Source organism: Pseudoalteromonas sp. PS1M3, from assembly GCF_016865405.1.
Lineage (GTDB): Bacteria > Pseudomonadota > Gammaproteobacteria > Enterobacterales > Alteromonadaceae > Pseudoalteromonas > Pseudoalteromonas marina.
The window spans coordinates 1,310,695-1,334,380 of the sequence record NZ_AP022624.1 but is presented as its reverse complement, the minus strand read 5'-3'; the positions used below and the strand labels follow the sequence as shown (position 1 = coordinate 1,334,380).

The window sequence follows — 23,686 nt, the reverse complement described above, 5'->3', positions numbered from 1 at the left end:
GTAGTTAAACAAAAAATAAACGCACAGAACTTACTTTAATCACTTTTTAATCACTTTTTAATCACTGTGCGTTTGTTATTTATATCACGCTCTTATTTATAAGGGCTAATACTTGAAAGGCCAAAGTTACTTTGCATAATGACCTTGCCGTCAATTCCTTTGAGTTTTAATGAGATAGCTGGGTCAGCTTGTTTCCAATCAATGCTTAAATCACCATAGTTTACATTGTGCGTGTAATTGCCCACGCGATGCTTATTTGGGCTGACGTCTTTCCATTTTTCAGTCAAACCTGAGCTGGTCATTTCAATAAGCGGGTAATCTAGGTTTTGATTGTATTTAGATATTTCCCCCCAATGTGTATCGCCACTAATGATCACCACGCCATTTACTTTATGTTTTTTAATTAACGTAAATAAACGATTTCGATCTTCTGGAAAGTTTGCCCATGACTCCCAGCCTGTAAAATCAGGTAATAACTGCAAGCTTGATGCAATAAGCTTAATAGCAGCAGGTTTTTTAAGCTCGCGCTCGAGCCACTGCCATTGCGCTTCACCTAGCATTGATGCGCCTTTAACTTCTGTTGGGCTATAAGGGCCTTGGTTGTTTAATTTACGCTTGGTGTAATATTCAAGCTCGCTTACATGATTAAGTGTGTCACGGTTCCAACGTAAATCGGGCATAATCACTTGCACCGTTTGCTCGCCTTCACCATACATATACGAGGTATAAATACCGTCTGAGCGTGTTCTACGCTCTGTGTTTTTAGGCTCGCCCCAAAAGTCGAGCATAATTTGTCGGGATTCTTCTTTGTGAGGGTATTCTTTTCCGGCATCGTTTTGACCAAAGTCGTGATCGTCCCACATTGCAATAATAGGTGTGTTTTCTTTTAGGGTTTTAAAGCCGGGTTTTGCACCTAGTTTTTGATATTTATTAGTAAGCACTGACATGTCATTGGTGTCGCCGTAAATATTGTCGCCTAAAAATATAAACAGATCGCCCTGCTCTTTGTTTATGGTGTCGAATATTGGGATGTCTTTGTCTTGATGCCCGCACGAGCCAAACAATATTTTTGATGGTGCAGCCATCGCGCTTGCACTAACAACCAACGCAAGCGTTGAATATAAAATAGGGTTTAATAACATTTTCATTTTAAAATCTCTTTAATAGCGGGTGCCATATTGGGGTTTATTATATGTGGTTGCTGACCAAGTGCCGAAAGCACTGTAGCGGCAATTTGCGCTTGCTTAACATTTTTAATTTTTATTAGGCCATTTCCTTTAATGGCAGGGCCAATTGCGCCAAGCCAAATATGCTCCGAACCAACAATTCCCTCTGGAAATGCCCTTTTACCTTGCGCTGAATTGGCTAAGGCCTGTTTAGAGCTATGGTGTTGCCAATCACTTGCATGACTCCCTCGGCCATGGTCAGTAGTAATAATAAGCGTTGTTTTGTTTTTATAACCAGGGGTACTTTGAATGGTTTGCCATAAGTCTTTTAAAAATGCATCGCTTTGTTTCGCTGATTTTAAGTAAGCATCGTAATGACCATCGTGGGCAAAATCATCTGTTTCACCTAAGCTTATTACCAGCAATTTTGGTTGTTTAGCCAACATGTAGGCTTTAGCAAAACGATAGGTAAAACTGTCTAATCGTACATTGACCCACGGGCTGGGAATTTCTTTTTGCATTGCATTTAAAAGTGGCGCATTTGCAAATAAATCCTCTGCAACGGGCATAAACCCTGCATTTACATAGACGTTACTGCGCTTGGTATTTACAATGTATGGAAACACATCCCAGCTACCAAATAACGCGGTGCTGTTTTTGAATTCAGCTTGCGCGTCTAAACGCTCTAAAATGGTTTTATTTGGGTTATATACTTTATCGTTACTGTTAATGTTTTCATCTACTTCGCCACTTAAGATTTCGTTATAACCGGGATACGAAAAATACCACGGATTACTAACCGACATTGTCGATCCCTTTGTTCTGTCGCCAATAATCACGCCTTGTTTAGCCACTACTTGCGTTAAAAAAGGCATTAATAATTGCTGACGCTTTTGTGGGTTTTCATCCCAAAACTCATTACTTAAATCGCTCGGCTGTTTAACAAAGTCTTTATTACTAATAAGATTTTTATCAGCACCACTAAATACTTCTTGCCAGCGCACGCCATCAAGGGTCACAAGCACAACGTTTGCGTCACTCGCACACACAGAGCTGGTAAATAAAATAAAGCTCGCCAATAATACTTTTAATATTTTATGCATGAATTTTTCACCTCACGTTAAATAAAAAGCCCATCAAAGTGACGGGCTTATATTTACGTAATTGATTGCTTAAAACGTAGCTGTAAAGGTAACTGCCGCAGTGCGAGGCGAGCCTATAAAGTAAGTTGAACCATTACCTGTGCCGCCGGCTAAGTAGCTTTCATCTGTTACGTTATAAACAACAAAAGCAATATCGATAGCTTTAAATGGCCCTGCATCAACTTGTGCTACGTAACCCGCATTTAAATCAAGCACAGTGTAGCTATCTACGTCGCCACGCTCACCGGTATATTTAGCCGACAAACCAAAGCGAAAATCGCCACTGTAATAATCGGTAGAAAGCACAAATAAGTCATCCACTGAGTCTATAACCTTATCGCCCGCTTCAAAACCTGGCGCATCACCTTTGTACTCTGAGTTATTATTTGTATACGAGCTGTAAAAACTCCACTCAGGGCTAAGCATGTAGCTTGCTGAAAGCTCTAGCCCTTGTGATTCAATACCGCCTACATTTAAGTAAGAACCGTTAGTACCAATGGTATAGTCAATGCCGCCAGTATCACTGCCAGGTGCAATAAAGGTAATACGGTTATCAAACTCAATTGAATAAGCTGTAGCGGTGAGTTTAAGAGCATCATTTTGGTAACGAACACCTAAGTCAATATTTTCAGCTGTTTCTGGTTCAATGGCTGACAAATCAGAGCTGTCGCGCTCAAGCACACCATCTTTTATAGCTGCAAAATTTTCGCTATAACTAGTAAATAGCTCTGTTGAGTTATTCAACTGGTACACAATACCACCACTAAACAGTATATCTGAGTCACTGTTTACTTTTGCAGTTGTTGCATTTTGGTAATAGTCGAACTTTTCAATATCAACGAGGTATTTTTTGACACCTACGTTAAGCGTTAAATCGCCAAATGCCATTGAATCTTGTGCGTACCATTTTAGCGTATCGGCTTCAAAGGTATTTTTATATTGAGTCCAGTAAGGCATGCTGTCGTAGTGGTGATAAATACGTGCATCTATCACTTTGTGCCAATCGCGCGATTCGTCGCGGTCACTTTGTTCATACCAAAAGCCCGCTTCTATGTCGTGCATACCAAATGTAGCGGCATAATGGGCTGTTACGCCTAAGCGATCTTTATTGTAATGAGTATGACGATACGACATAACCGGTGTTGCTCCTGCATCGTAACATGCAGGGTTTAACCCCGGGCCAGACTCCCATGGCCAGCTTAAGCTAGCTGTACAATCTGCGTTGGGTGCAAGCGGATTACCTTCACTGTCGGTAAAACCGTAAGACCCTGCATTTGAGCCACCTTCGGTTGTTGGGTTACCATTTTCATCAACTGGGGTTGTTAGGTAAGGTGGGATCCAATCGCCACGTCCTGAATTTTTATGATAATAAGGGCTAACAGTAAGTAATGACGTTGGCGAAATAGCGTATTCAAACTTTAAATATGCTAACGTATTTTCGCGAAGTGTACCCCAACCTTCTGCAAACATTTGGTCAAAATGCGGCACACCCGTCCAATTCCACGTTAGTTGATCCCAATCAGGTGTTTGCTCAAATTGGGCTAGACTCACGCTGTTGTAATTTGTTTCGCTTACGTCGTCGTATGATATACGACCGGTAATGGTTAAATCCGTTAATGTAGTAACAAATTTAGCTTCAGCGTGTTGGTTATCTTTACCACCATTGCTACCCGAACCAATCCAACGGCTAGTATCAGTTTGTGAGTAACTAACGTAAGCTTGGGTGTTATCAAATAATGTACCCGTTTCGTGTTTTAAGTAGTATCTTGTAGCATCGTGACTGCCCGACGTGTAAGCAAAAGTAGTGCTTTTTTCAAGGCTTGGTGTTAACACCAAGCGACTTTGTCGTATCTTAATTACCAAGCAATTCTGTCGTAATTGCTAATTACCAAGGGAAACTGTCGGTCTCTTTTTTACATGTTTGTTAGTGTTCTTGTTTTTGAATACTAGAAGGCATGTTGAGGATGATTGTGATGGATTCTAAAGCTCAACTAACCGTTGATATAATTGCCAAAGTGGTTGAAGGCAGAATAACAATTACCAATGCTGCTAAGTTACTCAGTAAGTCTAGACGTTCAATAGAACGCTATGTGAAGAGATATCAGAAAGTCGGTATTCAGTTTGTTGTGCATGGTAACAGTGGCAAAGCCCCATCCAACAAAACGCCGGTATCAATAAAAAAAGCGGTTCAAAAATTGATTCAGGAAAAATATTACGATTTGAATCTGTTGCACTTGGCTGAACAATTAGCTACGAATGAGAACATTGTTATTAAGCGTGAAACCCTTCGCGGTTGGGCACATGATATTCATCACGTTAAACGAGCCAAACGAAGACGTAGCAATGTTCGAAAACGCAGAGAGCGTATGGCAGCGCCGGGCTTAATGATGCAGATGGATGGTAGTCCCCATCGTTGGTTTGGCGATAAGAAGCATTGTTTGATTGCGATGATTGATGATGCCACCAGTGAAGTACATGCAGAGTTCTTCCCATCTGAAACCACCGCTGGTTGTATGAAAGTCATGCGAGATTGCATCGAAACTAAGGGCGTGTTTAAAACGCTGTACGTGGATAGAGCGGGTATCTTCGGCGGCCCTAAGCGTTGCAACTTCTCACAAATGCAGCGTGCATGTGAAGAATTGGGTATTGAGATTATCTTCGCCAATTCGCCTCAAGGTAAAGGCCGTGTTGAACGTGCCTTTGATACATTTCAAGACCGTCTTGTACCTGAGCTAAGGCTTAACAATATTAAAGATATAGCCAGTGCTAATGCATACCTGAAACATGTATTCATCCCACAATTCTGGCAGTCTAGAATTCAAGTGAAATCAAAGCAAGCGCCTGAATTTACACCATTATCGAAACACACCAACCTTGATGATATCTGCGTCATTAAAGACCATCGTAAGATCCGCAATGACCACACCTTCAGCTACGGTAACAAGTTCTATTTGATTGATTCACCGCTAAAACATTCCATAGCTAATCAGAAAATTGAGATCCGAAACACCAGCAAGAAAGGCTTCACCGCACACTTCGCAGGGCGGCAACTCAAGGTATCTGAAGTAAATGAGCCAAGTAAGCTTGAATCAGAAGACTTAGCAGTACAAAAGAAACTAGAGGTGTTGGCATTAATCGAAAAGCTTGGAAGTATCAGTGCAGCTTCACGACAAAGTGGCGTCTCACGAGACACTATTCACCGACACTTAAGACTGGTTAAGCAAGGCGGTCCTGATGCCTTAAAACGCCAAGAAACTCCCGATATAAGACATAAAAACTGTGTAGATAAAGCCATCGAAGATGCAGTCGTAAAATTCTCCGTTGAGCATCCCCACCTTGGTCAACAGAAAGTGGCCATCAAGCTGACTGAAGCCCTCGGTATTGATATTAGCGCAGGCGGTGTGCGTAGCATGTGGTTAAGAAACAATTTGAATACCACTGCACTGAGAGTTGCAAGGTCGCAAGCGTTGTAAGAATAGGCATAAATCATAGCCAGTTTAACAACTGGCTGATATGCTATTTACGACAAAGTCGCTCGGTAATTAGACCGACACAATCCCTTGGTAATCACATTTTTTCAAGGCTTGGTGCTTTACTGACAAAGTTAAATGTACCGCCAAGTGCTTCAAGTGAAGCCGATTTAATATCAGACGTGCCTTGACCTACTTCAACGGTTGCAAGGTTTTCAGAGTCTAAGTAGCGGTTTGCTTTTGCACCGCCGCCATAGTTAGAGCCACCATTAGGAATGCCATCAACTGTCATACCTAACTGTTGCTGATTCCCGTCAATACTAAAACCACGCATCGTAATTGTGGTAGACCAATCGTCACCGCCAAATGCATCACCTTCGTTTATGCTAATACCTGGCAAATTATCAATGACTGACAACACACTTGAAACCGTGCTTTGCTGCTCTAACATGGCAGGTTCAATCACATTATTAGCGTAACTAGTTGGCTTTGCCACAACCGTTACTTCTTCAATAGTCGTGTCGTTAGCATAAGCAGAAGTTGATACCGCCATGGCAATGGCCATGCTCAAAATCGATTTACTTTTTAAAGCGTACATTGTTGTCCCGTTTGATTTTATTAATGGTTTATTATGAAAACGGGCACAGTATGATTTTTAAATATGACAATAAAGCTTTGTTTTATTGACATAAAGATTAAACAAATATGAGAAAAGAATGGCGAAAATATGTAAAAAAAAAGACACTTAATAAGGCTATTAAGTGTCTTTTTTTATTTAGTTGCTAAACGTTATTTAAGCTCAGCAAGCATCTCGTCGCTATAAGGGACTAACTCTTCGCCGTTTGTTACTTTGCTAATGTAATCAGGGTTTGCAATTAGCGGGCGGCCAATCGCAATTAAATCAAACTTACCTTCATTAATTGCCTCTTTAGCTGACTCAAAGCTGTAGCTACCTACGCCTACCAGTGTTCCTTTGTATCCCGCACGTAAAAACGCTGAAGTTGTTTTGCCTTCAAGCGATTCGAATGTTGTGCTGTCATCAAAAATACCACCGTGCAGGTAAGCAAGGTTTCGTTTTTCAAGTTCAGGTAGTAAGTAGTCAAATACCGCTTTGTCGCGGTTATCTTCGCTCATATTAAAGTAGGCACCAGGTGTTACACGCAGTGCTGTACGCTCGTTACCTACTGCAGCAATAACTGCATCGGTAACCTCAAGTGCAAAGCGAGCCATGTTTTGCGGTGTTTGGCCGTACTCGTCTTCACGTACATTGGCTTCATAATGTAAAAATTGATCAATTAAGTAGCCGTTTGCGCCATGAATTTCCACACCGTCAAAACCTGCTTCCATCGCGTTTTCTGCCGCTTTAGCGTAGTCAGCCACTAAGCCTTTAATATCATCTTTAGTGGCAGCTTTTGGCGTAATATAAGTTAGCTCGCGCATACGCGGTACTGAACCTTCAACCCCTATCGCCGATGGTGCGAGTACATCACCACCAAAAAAGTGAGGGTGAGCAACACGGCCAACATGCCATAATTGCGCAAACATTTTACCGCCATTGGCATGCACGGCGTCAGTGACATTTTTCCAACCTTGAACTTGTTCACTAGTGAAGATACCCGGTGTATTTGGGTAACCTTGTGCATCGGCACGAATAATAATTCCTTCACTAATAATTAATCCTACATCAGCACGGCGTGCATAATAATCAACCATTGCTTGTGTAGGTACTAAATTGTCATCTGCCATACAACGAGTTAGTGGTGCCATTAATACGCGGTTTTGCAGTTCAATGCTGTTATTTAATTTAAAAGGTGAAAGTAAGTCTGTCGACATAATGTTTATCCTTTGTTGAATGTACATTCAAGATAAGGTCACTTGAATGAATATTCAAGTATAATTTTGAAACTTTGTTCAAGATTGCGTAAACTGCTTTACCTAAACGCTGCTTAAAGTAGGATTATTGCTGAAAGTTCGCTTTACCTACTCTGCCAACGAGAAGAGTCATTATGAGAACTGCAGAATTTGATACAGAGTTTGTACTGCGCCAAGCAATGGCGATGTTTATGCTTCATGGCTATGCAAAAACCAGTATGCAAAAACTGACTCAAGCAACCCATTTACATCCAGGCTCGTTATACGCGGCATTTGGAAGTAAAAAAGGCATTTTTTTAGCCGCTACTGAGCAATACCAAACCGATCGCAATACACAGTTTACGGCGCTGTTTGAGCACAGCAGTTGTATTTTAGATACGCTGAAACAATACCTTAATATCATTGTGCAAGAATGCGTTGACGGTGAAGCAACCAAAGTGTGCCTGCTCACAAAAAGCATTAGCGAGGTAGAGGGTAACGATCCACAAATTTGCCACGTATTGCGTACTAATTTAACTGCATATGAGCACGCTTTTGCGCAGCAGTTACAAAAAGCAATTGATAATAAAGAAATTACCAATGGCCGAAGTGCCATAGAGCTGGCACGATTTTGTGTTATGGGTATATATGGATTACGCACCTACGCATTAACAAACCAAGACCCCGACGCACTAAACCAACTAGCCAATGAGCTACTAGCAGCTATCAGCTAAACTAAATTTTAAAGCGCAGCAGCTCGCTGCTCTTTGTATACTCCACAGTGAGAGAGAGCCAAATATGACCACCGATAATTTATCAAAGCAAGACGACGTAATTTTAGGCCTTGGCGCAAAAAAACGACTCGCATACATGTACGAAACCGTGCAGCAATTTAAGCAAGTGTGGATTTTAAACGATGACGACGGCTGCGTAATGCTCACAAACGAAGACGACGATTGCGTGCCAGTATGGCCAACACGAGAATTCGCACAAGCCTGGGCAACAGGCGAATGGCAAGGCTGTACACCTAAAGCAATTCCAACTAACGATTGGTTTAGCCGTTGGACACCCGGTCTTGAAGAAGACGACTTACTGGTTGCCGTGTTCCCTACCGAAGAAGACGACGGCACAATTTTATTTCCTGATGAATTTGAAAGACAACTAAAAGCACCAAAGAAAAAATACTAAGTAACTAGCATAACTTTATTTAGTTTATAAACGCGGCTTTACAATAGCCGCGTTTTTTATACCTGCTTTCTAAAATTTAAATATGCCTGAGTGATTGCCTTAGCATCTTCAACTTGCGGATAGTGCCCAAGCTCAGCAAAGCCTTGTGTGCGGGCATTAGGTATTATTTTTTCATACTGTTCGAGCATGTGTTTCCCTGATATTGGGTCTTGCTCACCTGCAATAAATATAACCGGTATATCGCTATTAATAATTGCAGTAACCCAGCGCTGCTCGTTTTGCTTTCGCTGTGTAATGTAATTAATTAGCTTTGGCATAACACGTAAACCATTATTGTGATTTAAAAGCGCCCAAAGCGTATCTATAACTACAGGTGCGGGAGGCGTGTTTGCACCAAATATGGAGGTTAAATTTTTGGCAAACTTTTGCTTACTCATTAGCTTAGGGACTATCCAGCCCAGCTTTGAAAGTAACAACTTTTGTATAAATAACGGTTTATGTGCTTGAGGAAACAACCCGCCATTCAAAAAGCACACACTGTGTATATGTACTTCACTTTGATTAGCCACTTGCCTCGCTAATAGCTCTTGGGCAACGGTATCGCCATAGTCGTGGGCAAGTATGTGTAAATTACTTATATTTAAACGCTGTAAAAAATGTGTGTATAAATCAGCTTGCTCTGAAATTTTATAATCCGCTTTAAATGGCTTATCCGAAAGCCCAAATCCCAGCATATCAAGTGTGACTAAAAAGTAGTGTTTACTGAGTTCATCCCACATACCTTCCCAATCCCAGCTTGCACTTGGAAAACCGTGAATTAAAACAAGCGCGGGTTTATTTGTATTCCCTGCCGTTTTAGTAAAAATTTGATGCCCGTTTATATTTATAAATTGACCGCTTAATTGCCATTGTGAAAGTGAGTACATGTTATGAACCAAAACTTTTGTATTTAATTGTTGTAACACAATTACCTATAAACTTCGAAAAATCACCAGCAAGCTTTAACGCATAGATTAAAAGAAAGCCTTTTTCATTACAAAAATATCTATAAATACGGTATTAACTGGGAACCCACGCTAAATAAAAGTATTAAGCAACGTACTATTTAACAAAGAGTTTAGTTAATTATTAGCTTGTAACTTAACTATTAAATGCTATATTCAAAGCTCTTAGGTAATAATACAGTCTCAAAAAATACCATACAAAAGGATTGCTAAATGGCTTTGCAAAGTAGAGCTAATAAAGGGGTGCTATTAAGTACTTTACTTCAGGTTGTAATCCTCACTACAGGTATTGTTTTAACTTACTTTCAACAAACTCAGCATCAACAAACCTTAGACTCAAAAGTAACAGCTGCGCTAAATAGCAAGTTAACCAGTTTATCCGTAGGGATAAATAACAGAATGGAGTTATATCAATACGGGTTATTTGGCCTCAAAGGGTTTATACAGGGTATTGGAATAGAAAATTTAAACTACACCGCAATTAAGAGTTATTCAAACGCAAGAGATTACGCCGAAGAGTTTCCTGGTGCTAACGGCGTTGGGTACATAAAAAAAGTAACACATAACGAACTTGCCGAGTTTATAAATAAAGCACAAAGCGAACGCCCCGATAGACTATTTAATTTTAAAACACTTACTGAAAATAAAAATGATCATTTTGTGATCCAATATATTTTTCCTGAAAGTGGTAATAAACAAGCAATAGGGTTAGATATTGGCTCAGAAACTATTCGTAAACGTGCAGCATTAAGCGCAGTTTTTGCAGATAATGCGCAATTATCTGCACCTATTACGTTAGTCCAAGCAGATCAGAAAGCTCACCATGGTTTTTTGATTTTATTACCTATTTATAAGAGTAAGATCACTCCTACATCTAACGATGAACGCCTTGAAGCACTGCATGGCTGGGCATACTCCCCTTTGCTTATAGACAATATTTTAAACTCATTATTTGATATTGATGAAAACTACTTAACCATTAGCGATCTCAACGATGCAACTGATGTGGCCTTTTTTACATACGGCAATCCAGCAAATAACACTGAATTTAAAGTATCCACTGTGACTAAAGTGATTGGTCGTGAGTGGCAAATAACTTTGCATGGCTCTTACGCGTTTGTAGAAAACCTGCATTTGCCCTATCAGTATCAAGCACTCGTGAATGGTATTTTTTTAACACTCATTGCTATGTTAATTGTGCTTGCAATACAGTTACAATTTTTTCGAAAAGCCCAAAAAGAAAATTTAAGACGTGAAGCCGAACAAGCACATAAAAATATTCTTGAACAAGCCAATTTAAAACTAGAAACCGATGTAAAACTGCGAACTCAGCAAATAGCTGATATTAGTATGTTACAGCGTAGTATTTTAGACAGTGCTAGCTACTCTATTATAGCTACCGACATAAACGGTTTAATCACCGAGTTTAACCCTGCCGCAGAGAAGTTACTGGGCTACAAGGCATTTGATGTAGTGGGTAAAAAAACCTGTGGCATATTTCATTTAGAAACAGAACTGATAAGCAAAGCAAAACAACTGAGTATTGAGCTCAATAAAATAGTGAGTCCTGGATTTGAAACATTAATTGTAAAGGCAACCCCCACAGAACCCGATGTTAATCAATGGACCTATGTAGATTCTAAAGGTAGGCATATTCAAGTCAGCTTAAGTGTTACGTCGCTGTTGAATAACAGAGCCCAAGTTGTAGGTTTTTTAGGCATTGCGTTTGATTTAACGCAGCAAATAAAACACGAGCACGCGCTTGCTCATGCAAAGGAACTCGCAGAACAAAGCTCTAAGACTAAATCTGAATTTTTAGCGAACATGAGCCATGAAATACGTACACCCATGAATGGTATTTTAGGTACTCTGCAGTTACTACAAGAGCAACCGATGAATGATAAATCAACAGACTACTTAAAAAAAGCACTCTACTCTACTCGCTCATTAACCACTATTATTAACGATATACTGGATTTTTCTAAAATCGAAGCCGGTAAACTTTCTCTTGAGCAGAAGGTGTTTGAGCTGGACGAATTAATTCATCATTTAGAGTCTGATTTATTAGTACCTGCCCATGAAAAGAATATTTATCTAAAATTTAAATCAACGATTCATCATAAATACTGGCGTGGTGATGCTGTAAGAATAAGGCAGGTGTTTTTAAACATAATATACAACGCAATTAAGTTTACACACAAAGGAGGTGTAACGGTTGAGTTTAAACTAACTGACGATGAACAAGTTTGCGCTATTGTTTCAGACACAGGTATTGGTATTCCAAAAAATGTTGTAAACAGGCTCTTTGAGCGATTTGAACAAGCAGAGTCTTCAACCACGCGTGAATATGGTGGAACAGGGCTTGGATTGCCAATTACGAAGTCGCTAATAAACCTTATGGACGGTGACATAAAAGTAACAAGCGAAGAAGGTGTTGGTAGCCAGTTTTATGTATACCTACCGTTAGAACAAGCTGACAAAATACCAAGCACTGATAATACTGAAAATTTAGATTTTCCCGATCTAAGTAATAAAGTTATTTTGATTGCTGAAGATAATAAAATTAACCAAATAATTGTGAGCTCTTTTCTTGAGCCTACAGGTGCTAAATTAGTCATTGCTAATAATGGCTATGAAGCAATAGATTTATACAAAAAGGTATCACCTCATATAATTTTAATGGACATACAAATGCCAAAAATGGATGGCTTTGAAGCGTGTAAAGCCATAAAAAGGATAGATGCATCACAAACAGTTATTGCACTTACAGCCAATGTACTCTCTGAACAAAAACAACTTTATGAACAGTTTTTTGATGGGTACGTATCAAAACCTATTGAAAAACAAAAACTAATAAACGCATTACATATTAAAAATAGCTAAAGCCGAAATACCTTAAAAACTGACATATTGGGTATTAAATGGTTATATAAATACTTATAAAGTATTTTTTACAAAAGCACATAAGCAAATTAAAGGGGGAGTATGCTTAGATTATTTAGTTTATATTTATGTATATTGTTGACCCTATTGTCTTTTAGTACATTAGCTCAATCGCTCAATGATGAACAAATTAAAAAAATTGGGCCAGCTATTTGGCAACAAGTTAATATAAAGTCACCTGTTTCGGGTGAACAAATAATCAGTGCATATCAAAATAAGCAAAGCCCTCTTGTTTCTTTATCTGAAATGCGTGGACCCGCTGTTGCTAAAATACCACTGTCGACTCTGAATGAAGAACGCTGGTTTGTATTACCCCAAGCAAACTACCTAGATGGTGGTTTTGCTTATTGGCAAGATACACAGGGAATTCGTTTAATTGCTGATTTTTCTCAGGGTAGTTTGTCGCAGTCAGCAATTATAATGCATGGACAAGCGTTTCAATTAAACCTAGAAACAAATTCTCAAGGCGTACTGTGGCTTTATTTAAATGCACGTCATTACGCCAAACCAGTGAGTGTAACCTTTTTAGATGAGCCTACATTTATATACCAGCAGTTTTTTATAAATTCACTCAGTATAATGTCCATCACCATTATGCTCACCCTTGCCTGCATGGCATTCATTCTTTATTTAAAAACAGGTCAAAACGTTGCGTTATATTGTTCAGGTTATATTGGCTTACACGGAATTGGTTGGGCGTTTGCGGCTGGGGTTTTTGGCGTGTTTTACAGCTTTAAAAGCATAAACTCACATTATTTTGGTATGTATATTTTTTCGTTTGCGATATCTTCAGCCAGCGCCTTTGCCTATTACTTATTTAATTTTCATACGGTTGAAAAAACACGAATAAGCCAATTTTTAAAGTATTTTTCTTATGTCGCTTTTATTAGTGGCTTTATAAACCTAGTACTACCCTTTCATTGGGTATTTTATTTAGCGCACACTTTAGCAGCAATATGGGTGGTACTAACGTTAGTGCTCGGCTTTAAAATGTTGAGCTTAAACGATTTTAGAGCAAAGTACTTTTTAACCGGTAATATTGTTTACAGCCTATCACTTGTTGTCTTTATTTTATCTCACCTTAATTTATTCGTAACGGCTTCAGCTGAACTTTGGGTGCTTGTTGCCCTCGCTATTGATTGTATTTGTATATTACTTTCATTATCCGAATGGCTGAAAATAAAGCAAAACGATTATATTAATGCCCTTGAGCAATCCCGTATTGATCCACTTACAAAAGTAGGCAATCGTTTACTACTACAAGAAAAGCTAAATTCCATAGGCCATTATTATTTAATAGGATTTATTGACTGCGATGGTATGAAATCAATAAACGATCAACTAGGGCATGCCAGTGGCGACAAACTACTTATCAATGTCACTGAATTAATTAAAAAAGAACTGGCTAACCTAGGAGATGTGTATAGAACTGGAGGCGATGAGTTTATATGTTTGTGTTGTGCTTCGTCGTTAAACGAGCTAGAAAAATTGGCAGACAACACATCTAAAGCACTTAATAAAGCGCATATTCAACTAAAGCAAACGTGGCCGCAATCTGGTTTAAGCTTTGGCATTGCCATCAGCAGTGAGTGCACAGATTATAAAGCATGTTTTACTTTAGCTGATGAAAGAATGTATGCGGCAAAATATGCTCGTAAAAATAATACGCCTACTAACCACAATACCACCCAGCAAATTTAAAGCACAAAAAAGGACGCCCAAAGGCGTCCTGATATTGAATAATGGTGGGGATTTAAAAATCTTTATTAATCTAGCCAGCTTTCAATAGCAACCAGCTCATTAATACTTCCATTATGAGGATTATATATCCATTCCTGATCAAATACTTCTCTGAGGCGTTTACTTAGGTAACAGTTACCCACCACTAAAGAAAAAAACTTATTTCCGTTCAGCTTTAAAGCGGATATAGCCTCTATTTGCGACGTTGGTAGTCCACCCATAATAAAATCAGAAACGATAAGTAAATCAGCTTTGTTATAGGTGTTTTCTGTCATTAAATTAACTGCATGCCTAATAGCTGGTCCTACATCCGTTCCACCATAAAACGACATTGACAAAAAGTCCGTCAACTTTTCTAAACTAAACCCTTTGGATAAATCCAAGGTATTAATCGAAGTAGAAAAGTTAATAATATAGCAATCTCTATTTTTAGCTTGCGCTTTTAGTGACATAACTAAGGCAACGGCTTTTGCAACAGTTTCAGGCGTTCCTCGCATTGAACCACTGGTATCAATGCAAATAACTAAAGGGCCTTTTTGCTCATCTTCATCAATGGTTTGTTCTTTTTCTACTTCATGTTCCTCATCAATAAATTGCTGCCCCGACATTTCAAAGCACATCAAAGAAGATTCAACATACTTAAGGTCAAATAGGATTGATGTGTCCTCGTCACTTAATAGTGCTAATTCAGAAGGGAGAGCATGTTCAATATCTTTAGATAATTTAATACCTACTATTTCTTCTTTAGAATTAATATCAATTATGGGAGATTTTTGTATATAAGAATGAGTAACTGTTTCTATTTTTTCACTTTTTTTAACCTGGTTAATACGACCTAACAAGTCTAATAGCTTTTTAATTCCTTCATCACTATGAATTCGTTCCATTAAGCTTTTAACTTTAGCTAAATTATTTAGCCTTAAAGAACCACTTGAAAGATCAAGTAAAATGCCTGGTTCAATACCTATGTTACTCAGTAAGGTAAGCATTTCATCAATAAGCTTTAATTTTTTAACTAAGCTTTTTAAAAACTTTTCTCTTAATGAAAGTATTTGCTCTAGCTCCCATTGTTCATATAGTGAACACAGTAATTTTTGCCACTCCTTTGCCAATAAATTAGCAGAAGTGGCTAAATCACTAGCAGCTTTAACGTTCTTACTTTTTGACGCAACAGCCTCATTTTTGAGGTGAACTAAATCTGTATCCCAAAAGTCTTGGTTGTAATTAACGTCGCTTTTTAGACACAAAGCTTTGTATTTATTTAACGCAAGTTCATATTTTCTAATAGTTAAGCTATCAAAGTTTAAACTATTAAAAACATCCAACTCATTTTGAGCATCGTAATAAGGGTACTCTAATAAGCAATGCCGGTTCGTTTTATCGGCCCAATTTTTTAAGCGTTCTTCTACTTGTAATGCTAAGTTGGGCGCTTGCTCAAATACACCTTGGTAATCGTTACATATTTCAGCCAGCATAGTGGTTGCATGTTCATCAACTTTACGCACTACATAACCCTTTTAAACGGTCACAATCTTTAATTCTTAACTTCAAATTACTTATTTGCTGATTAATGCCATTTAGCGCTATATTGCATGATTGTTCAGACACAAATGGTGAGTACAAGCTAGACACATACTCTGCTTGCTTAGCCTCACATAATTCTAAAGTTGTCCTCAAGCTCTGTGTAAGCTTGTTAACTTCAGCTTTTAAAGCATTAATTAAGCGATTATTTACATTTTGTTTCTTTTGCCCTTTTTTATATAGAATCTTTGGTGTTACATGGGCTGTAGAGTCATATCGTCCCTCTAATCCAGTAATTTTAACTTCGCAACTACCTTGACCATCAAACGTACATGTATAAGTTTCAAGCTCATTACCATTCGCATCAAAAGGATTAAAGGTGTCTTTACTCTTCATTTTATTAATAGGGATATAAAAAGTTCGTGTTGTTGTTTTTGTATCTGATGCATAGTATCCCCCTCTATATGAAAATACTTGTTTCACTTGATAGTGCTCTTTACCATTAATATCATGTGTTTCGTACACATCTTTTTCATGAAAAATCTCATTAGTAATCTCTTTATCAAGCGCATCTTTTTTTCTATCAAGCTCAGCTAAGCTTAACTCTGGTGAAAAACCAGATTCTTCTATTGCACTGTTTACTATACTCTCAACATCTTCGCGATTATTATCGGTGGTCCAAAGGCAATAACGTAATAATAAAGCATCGCTGTGGTTAGTATGTTTGCGGTTATTAAAAAATGCCGAGGCTTTTAGCAATTGTGCGGCTTTTTGCCATCGTCTGTCTGATACATAAACACCAAGCTCTACAAATTGATCCGACAGTTCTTTTCTTATTAAATGAATTATTGTTAACGTATCTTGTGAAAGTTCAACCGTATCAATTTTTTTAAGCCAGCTAGCCCATTCATTATTCTTAACGACTACCTCATCAGTGACTTTAATTTCAGCATGGGTTGGCTTACTACTAATTAAGCTTTCAAAGTTTTCTTTTATTTCAATAGGGCCAACCATTAACCTAATAATAAAACGATCATATAAAGCATCTAGGCCTTGGTTTTCTTCAGGTGTTTCATTTGATGCTGCAATTAGGGCTTTTAAAGGTGCTTTTTCAAGCTCTTGCCCATTTTTGTAAATCCCTTCATTTATAAGTGTTAATAAACTATTTAATATTGCAGGGCTCGACTTCCAAATTTCATCTAAAAACGCAAACTCTGCTTTGGGTAAATAATTTTCGGTTTTACGTGTATATTGATCTTCTTTTAACGCTTTTATCGATACCGGCCCAAACACCTCTTCTGGTGTACTAAAACGGTTCATTAAATATTCAAAATAAGGCGGGTTATCAAATGCTTTAGCAATACGTCGCGATATCAAACTTTTAGCAGTGCCTGGTGGGCCATATAAAAATGTATTTTGCCCAGTGAGTGCGCCAAGTAATGCAACCGGGATTATCTCCTCACGCTCATGCATACCGACTGAAATTTGATCAATTAATTTTTTTATTCTTGTTTGTAAACTCATTACTTATTCCTTTAAATTACTACTAATGCTTTGTCTGTTGCTTGTGCAAGCGCTTTAAAAAAGCGCAAACACTTTTCAAGCTCATCTTTTTTAATTATTTGTGGTTGAGTTGTATCAAGCTGTGCGCGGTGTACGGCTTCCCCCCGTTTAGAAATCCATTTATTTAACTGCTCTCTGGCATCTTTTGGTAGTACATTAGGCCATGACCATTTCTCAGTAATATCTACTCCAAAAAACTCTTCAAAAAGCTTTTTGGTTTTATTTGAATTTGGATTATGAAAAAACTTTAAACGCTCATGCAATTGTTTTTCTGCAAAGTGACCAAATTGAGAGCCTTTAATTAAGCTAAATTTGGCATCAAAAATTTCAGTTACCACATCTTCAACATAGGTTTCCCATGCGGTTAGCGTCATTATTAAGCTCGCTTTTTTTAAAACATCATATGAGCATAATTCTGGATGGTTATTTAACGTTTCAAAGCATGCTAATAGTTGTTCTGCTTCAGATAGGGCTCTGTTAAAATTTTGTAATGAGAGGGTCATTTTCTTCCTTAAATATTTAACTAACAATTAGGTGTTTGTTAGTACTGCTTTATTTTTTGTAATGCTATACAAAAATTTATAAAAATATATTTTCACAAGCTTGCGAAAACTTAATTCGTTCTGTTTTAGTCTTTTTTGTAATCACTAAAATTAATGATATTACTGGTATCAACTATTTCGTTTGATGACTCATCATCATGTTGTTGAACAGTAATCAGCGATTGGCAATAAGTGAGTAGGCGCTCTATGGGTATAAACTTCTCTTTGCGGCCAGTTGTTTTATTAGTAATACGTTTAGGTTGGGTGTTTAAGTAAATAGCTAACTCAATGGCAAGGGCTTTAGGTAAATTATAAAGTCCCTCTTCTTGTAGGGTTTGGGTAACCCAAAGTGCGGCATCACTAATATGCCCGTTTATGCTTAAATCGGTATTTTTAACCCAGTGTGGAGTAAACTCTGTTTTAGATAGTTCACTCAACAGCACCGAAATATCGCTGCGTGGTATTAACTGATACACCTCAAGCGTTTGTGCCATAATTAACTGCCATTCGTACTGCAAACGCTGAGTTAACTCTTCTTGCGATAGCTTTAAATTAACCGGTATAAAAAACGTAAAACGGCTATTCGCTTCACAAACAATGATTGTTTTTTCACGGGATTTATAGCTGTTATCAATTATCTGTAATTGCCAGTTAAAGTAATTTTTATCACTAATAAGGGTATTTACCCCCGCTTGTTTACCTGGTTCATTAGGCAAACGAGGTAAATCAGCTTTTAGGTATTTATTAAGTGCGTTTGAGGCGCTTAGCTGGAGTTTCATAGATTTAACCTCATAACCCCATTGACGACATTAGTTCATGCTCACTCACCACTTCAGGCGTTACTACCGCATCTCTTAGCATGGTTTTCTTTGCGAGTAGCTTGTCTAAGTTCACATCAAACGAATCATACTCAGGATGTAAAAGGCAGGGTAAGTGAATAAACACAGGCTTTTTTTGACCTATGCGATAAACTCGGTCTGTAGCTTGTGCCTCTTTTGCTGGGTTCCAATGGCGCTCTAAATGGACTACGTGATTCGCACCAATAACTGTTAAGCCAACGCCTGCTGCTACCGGCGACATAATGATAATATTAAAGCCTTCTTTTGCTTCAAAGTCGGTGATCATCCCTTTACGAGAGAGCTGATCCTTTTTAGTTGCCATCGCTTTACTATCACCATTAATAACATGGATGTTTAGCTCATAAATTTTATCTAGGCATATTTTAAGAACAGCTTGAAGTTTTTTGGTTGTTGCAAAAATTATTACCTTCTCTTTTTTGTTTTTTATATCTGACAATATATCTAACAACATGCGCAACTTTTCAGACTCTTGTAAATTACGCTGAGCATCTTTTGCATTACTCGGCGGCTGTTTAAAAACCTCATCAAGCCTTGGATGTAAGCTAACAGCCCTTAATTGCTGTAACACAGTTAAAGCATGGCCGCCGCCCTGCTCTTTCGCTTTTTCAGCTCTATAATCTTCAACAATTTGGTTGTAGCCAAGTAATTGTCCGCCGGTCATATTACGAGCGAGTTCAGGTGCAAATGCCATATTGTCGGCTAAATCTTTATGAATGCCTGTTTTTATTGTTTTAGTCGGCATTCCGGTTAGTTCGTCTTCCTTGGTTCGACGTAACATAAACTGGCCTGCAGCATTACGTAAGTCGTTGCCAACGTCTAACCGTACCTCTGCTTTTTCTTCTTCATTAGCACTGCTTATTGGCTTGATCCAGCGTTCTCTAAAATAGCCCCAATCGCCTAATAACCCTGGTTGTGCTGTATCCATTAAGCACCAAAACTCACTTAAGCTATTTTCAACAGGGGTGCCTGTTGCCAATAACTTAAAATCAGCTTTTAAGCCTTTAGCTGCCCGAGTGGCTTGGGTATTCGGGTTTTTAATATTCTGAGCTTCATCAAATACCACCACCCCCCAATCAATTACGCATAGTGAAAACTGATAGTCTCGAAGTGTTTGGTAGGTAGTAATAACAACACGTCTATCCATGTCTAAGCGCTTTGTAGCTGCATCAGCTCCAACATGTAAAGCGTAACGAATAGATTCGTGATCTGCATGAGAGTCATCGATAACTGTGGCCAGCTGCATAGACTCTCTTTCAGCTCCTTTAACTCTAAACTCTTTTAAATCTCTTGCTGACTGTAATACCTTAATGTCCCTAAATGGCGACTCATTAAAAGTAGCATCAACCTCTTGTTCCCAGTTTTCTAATAAGCTAAGCGGTGCAACTATTAATATAGGCTTTTCTGATTTATTATTTTGCCTTTGTATTGTCAGGTACTCAGCCATCATTACCAGCGTCATATAGGTTTTACCTAGCCCCATATCATCCGCTAACAAAGCCCCCTGTACTCGATACATATCTTCATAATTATCCAACTGCGCTGATTTGAGTAACGACAGCATCCAACTAATGCCGGACTCTTGGTGAGGAAAAGGTGTTCTTGCTAAATTAGTTCTGTCAAAGGTAATACTTTTATTAAGCTGCGAAACTTTATTAACGATATCTTTATTATGCTCTTCGGTGTCTTTAAGCAATAAAGAAACTTGTTCTTTTTTAACCGGCAAATCATCAGTATCAGATATATCCGTTTCATTGGATGGATTTGCCAAATTTTCTCTTACCTCTGCGAGTGTTTCAGTTACGCGCTGCTCATCGCGTATATCAATTGACTCATCATCAACAAAGACACTATCAGCATTTTGCCCTTTAGCTTGCTGGTAGCTTTGCTCAAACGATACAACGTCTTCCTCGCATTCAAGCAACTTTACCAATCGCTCTGGTGGTTCACTATCTGTGTTAGTCGAAAACCAGCCATTACTTCCGTCACTGTCTTGACCAAAAGGAATGTGTACCATTTTGCCAATACCAGCAACTCTGAGAGAAAACCCAAGATCGAGGTTTAAAATAGATGCATCTAAAAAAGCTGAAGGGGTTTTAATAAATTCTGCCACTTTGTGTGCAGGAATGGTTCTATTTTGCAGTACTTCTTTAACAGCCTGTTTTTTATCGTCAGTAAGTAAAACAATGCGGTCTTTTATTCGCATTACTTGCCCGTCGCCCTGGAGCTGAGCTAAACGATTTTGTAAGTCGTCGGATGAAGAGCCATCACCAAAGCTTGGGCTAAGCTCTAAGCTACCATCAGCCCTTTGGTTTGCAGTTACTGTGATGTGTTCTGGTTGTACTAAATCAAACTTATCAAAATGTTTTAAATCTAGCTTTAATCCATCTTTAACGGCTTGCTGTAACTTAGCAACTGCCAACACATTATTTAGCTCAGTGCGGTCATCGGGCGTAAGCGACGAATGTATTTCTACGGCTAAAACAGCATTAAGCTGCTCTGGCGTCATTAAATATTGTGTTTGCTCACTAAAAAAAAGTATCGGTCCTTTTCTTTTTACTGGATATTTTTGCTGCTCAAATTTTGCAAATAATTGCAGCGTAAAGCTACTTTTAGTGGTTCTACCTTGAATATCAACATCAAAGTCGTTATTAAAAAAAGGCGGTAGGCCTAAAACTTCTGCATCTTCGGGGTCTAATAAACATGCTTGTTCGCTGTCTAGTCTAAAGCCATTGGGTATAAGCTGTGCAATATCTCGCTCTTGTAGCATTTTAAGTACAACATGCTGAATAAGCTGGCTACCTCCGCCCTCACCTTTGTTAAGGCAGTGGAATGAAGCTTCGTCAGTGGCAAAATTAACGCCATACGAGTCATACACTAAAGAGTATCGTTCATCTGCTAAATGACTATTTTTATTCTTAGGCAAAAGCCCTTTTATCAAACTAACAAGTGACATATTTTTATTTGATCCCTTTTAAATATTCCTAGTACGCAATTTACTTATTAAGCAAGTTCCCAACAGAGCCTGTCGTCTCTAGTTACTCTATTTTCAGATAACATTGAATAAAGTTTAGAATTCACAGTTGAGCGGTCAGCCTTCATATTAAACTCACTGTTTAAAACCTTAACGAGCTCTTTGGCGGTAATTGGTTGGTACACTTCTAGAGCGTTTAATAAATTGATTTCCAAAAGACTCTTTTCTTCTACTATTTTTCTTACCACAGGTAATCCATAACGATTAACATATCTTCTGTATTCGTCTTTATAAAATAGTTTTTCTAAATCGAGTTCAATGCCATTTTGAGTTAAAAAATCAATCGCATTTTTTTGCCAAGAAGTCGGCGAGTGTTGAATAGGCATTAACTCGCCTTTTGGATAGTTCTTTTTATATTCTTGTGGAAAGCTATTTGTTAAAGCAAAATGGTTTAACTCACTCAAAGAGTAATCATTCAACTTATTACTCGGTAGGCCCATATAAATCCATAGCTTAAAGTTATGCGACCCTTCAATGATATGAAAATCACCGCAATCTAAATAAATAATGGAAGTTTGAGTCATTCCTCTAAGGTTTATATAACTGGTTGTTAAACTCTTTCCTAACACTCGCTTAACTGTATGCTCTGCTTGGTTTCCAAGCATTAGCCGAGCATTGCGCACAAAGCCATGTTCATAAAGCCCTTCTAAAAAGCGCTTACGAGCTGGGAACATTCTATTTAGCGCTTCATCACCGGTGTAATTTGCGTACTCTTCAATAGCGCCTAAAAATAACCGTAAGTCTTCTTTGGCAAGCCAGCTTGTTACTGCTTTTACTCTATTCTCACCAATGGGCTTCCACCACAGGCGGTAATTTGTAGCAGTATTCGCAATACGCGGGTCGCCCGCTAAGTTCAGTACAAAGTTTTGCCATATTTCACTTGGTGCACCAGCAGAGCGATCAATAATAATTTCAAGCGCTATGTGCCCTATTCGTTTACCTTCTTCAAAAGGCATTGTGGCAACATCTTGTTTTAGTAGCTCATGCAGAACATCATGTTGCTCACCAACGGGGATTTCTCTTAGCGTATCTAAGTAATATTGCGCATGACAAATATCTAAAAATCGCCCTTGCGGCAGCTCGTTTAAGCGTAGTTTTTTTAATTGTTCGTTTAAGTCTAAATGATTTTGTTTGGCAAGGTTAACCAAAGCCTTAGGAGCGGTTAAATCTAGCAGCCATTTAGCTTGGTTAAGCACCGATAATATTGTGTCACTTGAGTTTTTGCGATCTTTTAAACGTTGCTCTATTTGCTGGTTAAGCCACTGCGTTAATCGGTTAAAAATATTGCCATCAACCAGTGCATCAAAATATCGATAAACCAGTGAAATTAAATTCATTAACGACGACATACCCAGTTTGGGATGTTTAGCTTGAATGTAATCTATTGTTTGTTCGTTTAAGGAGTTTTTTCTTACGTCTTCTTTATCAATCCATAACTGAGTTAAAACACGCACGCCTTTTCGCTTAATTAAAATTTGTTTAAGCTTTTCTTTTTGATCGTACATAACGTAGCGATTAACCTGTTGCTCAAGGACTTTAAACTCTTCGCCTTGCCCTGCACCATCAGCAATTTTTTTTGTTTGTAATGTCAGGCTACTCCACTGTTGTGACATACGCTCCCAGTTAAACTGAGCAAGCTCTGGAATAGGAGGTAAATGCAGCATA

At 38.4% G+C, this 23,686-nt stretch carries 15 protein-coding genes and 2 pseudogenes; 5 read left to right on the top strand and 12 right to left on the bottom strand.

The window, feature by feature from the left end; genetic code table 11:
• Positions 1 to 92: 92 nt before the first annotated feature.
• From PS1M3_RS06165 to PS1M3_RS06155, 3 genes and pseudogenes are all read right to left on the bottom strand, one after another.
• Positions 93 to 1,148, bottom strand: coding sequence for an alkaline phosphatase D family protein (locus tag PS1M3_RS06165; RefSeq protein ID WP_203986769.1), 1,056 nt, complete (start codon positions 1,146 to 1,148; stop codon positions 93 to 95).
• Positions 1,145 to 2,269, bottom strand: coding sequence for an alkaline phosphatase family protein (locus PS1M3_RS06160; RefSeq protein ID WP_203986767.1), 1,125 nt, complete (start codon positions 2,267 to 2,269; stop codon positions 1,145 to 1,147). Before PS1M3_RS06160 ends, PS1M3_RS06165 begins: the two co-directional genes overlap by 4 nt.
• Positions 2,270 to 2,338: 69 nt before the next feature.
• Positions 2,339 to 4,132 (bottom strand): annotated as a pseudogene (locus PS1M3_RS06155) (TonB-dependent receptor domain-containing protein); the annotation flags it as partial.
• A gap of 140 nt (positions 4,133 to 4,272) precedes the next feature.
• On the opposite strand from PS1M3_RS06155, the gene PS1M3_RS06150 reads away from it, so the two are divergent.
• Entirely contained in the window at positions 4,273 to 5,781 is a 1,509-nt protein-coding gene (locus PS1M3_RS06150) for an ISNCY family transposase (protein ID WP_203983756.1), read from the top strand.
• Positions 5,782 to 5,881: 100 nt separating this feature from the next.
• Here the strand turns inward: PS1M3_RS06150 and PS1M3_RS06145 are convergent.
• Together PS1M3_RS06145 and PS1M3_RS06140 are read right to left on the bottom strand one after the other, a co-directional pair.
• Positions 5,882 to 6,376, bottom strand: a pseudogene (locus tag PS1M3_RS06145) (TonB-dependent receptor plug domain-containing protein); the annotation flags it as partial.
• Between the two features lie 191 nt (positions 6,377 to 6,567).
• A complete protein-coding gene (locus PS1M3_RS06140) occupies positions 6,568 to 7,611 on the bottom strand; it encodes an alkene reductase (RefSeq protein WP_203986765.1) in 1,044 nt (347 codons plus the stop codon).
• Positions 7,612 to 7,784: 173 nt separating this feature from the next.
• Between PS1M3_RS06140 and PS1M3_RS06135 the strand changes: the two genes are divergently transcribed.
• Together PS1M3_RS06135 and PS1M3_RS06130 are read left to right on the top strand one after the other, a co-directional pair.
• A complete protein-coding gene (locus PS1M3_RS06135; RefSeq protein WP_013464648.1) occupies positions 7,785 to 8,363 on the top strand; it encodes a TetR/AcrR family transcriptional regulator in 579 nt (192 codons plus the stop codon).
• Positions 8,364 to 8,427: 64 nt separating this feature from the next.
• Positions 8,428 to 8,817: a DUF2750 domain-containing protein gene (locus PS1M3_RS06130; RefSeq protein WP_203986760.1), complete on the top strand. Its 390-nt coding sequence runs from the start codon at positions 8,428 to 8,430 to the stop codon at positions 8,815 to 8,817.
• Positions 8,818 to 8,873: 56 nt separating this feature from the next.
• Here PS1M3_RS06130 and PS1M3_RS06125 read toward each other — a convergent pair whose 3' ends face one another.
• The gene (locus PS1M3_RS06125; RefSeq protein WP_203986757.1) at positions 8,874 to 9,743 is read right to left on the bottom strand and encodes an alpha/beta fold hydrolase; all 870 of its coding nucleotides are present in this window, start codon (positions 9,741 to 9,743) and stop codon (positions 8,874 to 8,876) included.
• A 291-nt stretch (positions 9,744 to 10,034) separates the two neighbouring features.
• Between PS1M3_RS06125 and PS1M3_RS06120 the strand changes: the two genes are divergently transcribed.
• Together PS1M3_RS06120 and PS1M3_RS06115 are read left to right on the top strand one after the other, a co-directional pair.
• Positions 10,035 to 12,704, top strand: coding sequence for a CHASE domain-containing protein (locus tag PS1M3_RS06120; RefSeq protein WP_203986754.1), 2,670 nt, complete (start codon positions 10,035 to 10,037; stop codon positions 12,702 to 12,704).
• Positions 12,705 to 12,806: 102 nt separating this feature from the next.
• Positions 12,807 to 14,465, top strand: a complete 1,659-nt coding sequence (locus PS1M3_RS06115; protein ID WP_203986752.1) for a diguanylate cyclase — start codon at positions 12,807 to 12,809, stop codon at positions 14,463 to 14,465.
• 65 nt (positions 14,466 to 14,530) lie between these two features.
• Here PS1M3_RS06115 and PS1M3_RS06110 read toward each other — a convergent pair whose 3' ends face one another.
• The 6 genes from PS1M3_RS06110 to PS1M3_RS06085 form a co-directional block, all read right to left on the bottom strand.
• Positions 14,531 to 16,009: a VWA domain-containing protein gene (locus PS1M3_RS06110; RefSeq protein WP_203986749.1), complete on the bottom strand. Its 1,479-nt coding sequence runs from the start codon at positions 16,007 to 16,009 to the stop codon at positions 14,531 to 14,533.
• Positions 16,002 to 17,549: an AAA family ATPase gene (locus PS1M3_RS06105; RefSeq protein WP_203986747.1), complete on the bottom strand. Its 1,548-nt coding sequence runs from the start codon at positions 17,547 to 17,549 to the stop codon at positions 16,002 to 16,004. Before PS1M3_RS06105 ends, PS1M3_RS06110 begins: the two co-directional genes overlap by 8 nt.
• Before the next feature lie 11 nt (positions 17,550 to 17,560).
• Positions 17,561 to 18,091 (bottom strand): HEPN domain-containing protein, encoded by a 531-nt coding sequence (locus PS1M3_RS06100; protein ID WP_203986745.1) that lies wholly within the window; start codon positions 18,089 to 18,091, stop codon positions 17,561 to 17,563.
• A 125-nt stretch (positions 18,092 to 18,216) separates the two neighbouring features.
• Positions 18,217 to 18,909 carry an amino acid adenylation gene (locus PS1M3_RS06095; protein ID WP_203986742.1) on the bottom strand — a complete coding sequence of 231 codons (693 nt, stop codon included), beginning with the start codon at positions 18,907 to 18,909 and terminating at the stop codon, positions 18,217 to 18,219.
• Positions 18,910 to 18,919: 10 nt separating this feature from the next.
• Positions 18,920 to 21,943: a DEAD/DEAH box helicase gene (locus tag PS1M3_RS06090; protein WP_203986739.1), complete on the bottom strand. Its 3,024-nt coding sequence runs from the start codon at positions 21,941 to 21,943 to the stop codon at positions 18,920 to 18,922.
• A 47-nt stretch (positions 21,944 to 21,990) separates the two neighbouring features.
• Complete coding sequence (locus PS1M3_RS06085; RefSeq protein WP_203986737.1) at positions 21,991 to 23,685, bottom strand: EH signature domain-containing protein; 1,695 nt, start codon at positions 23,683 to 23,685, stop codon at positions 21,991 to 21,993.
• Between the last annotated feature and the right edge of the window lies 1 nt (position 23,686).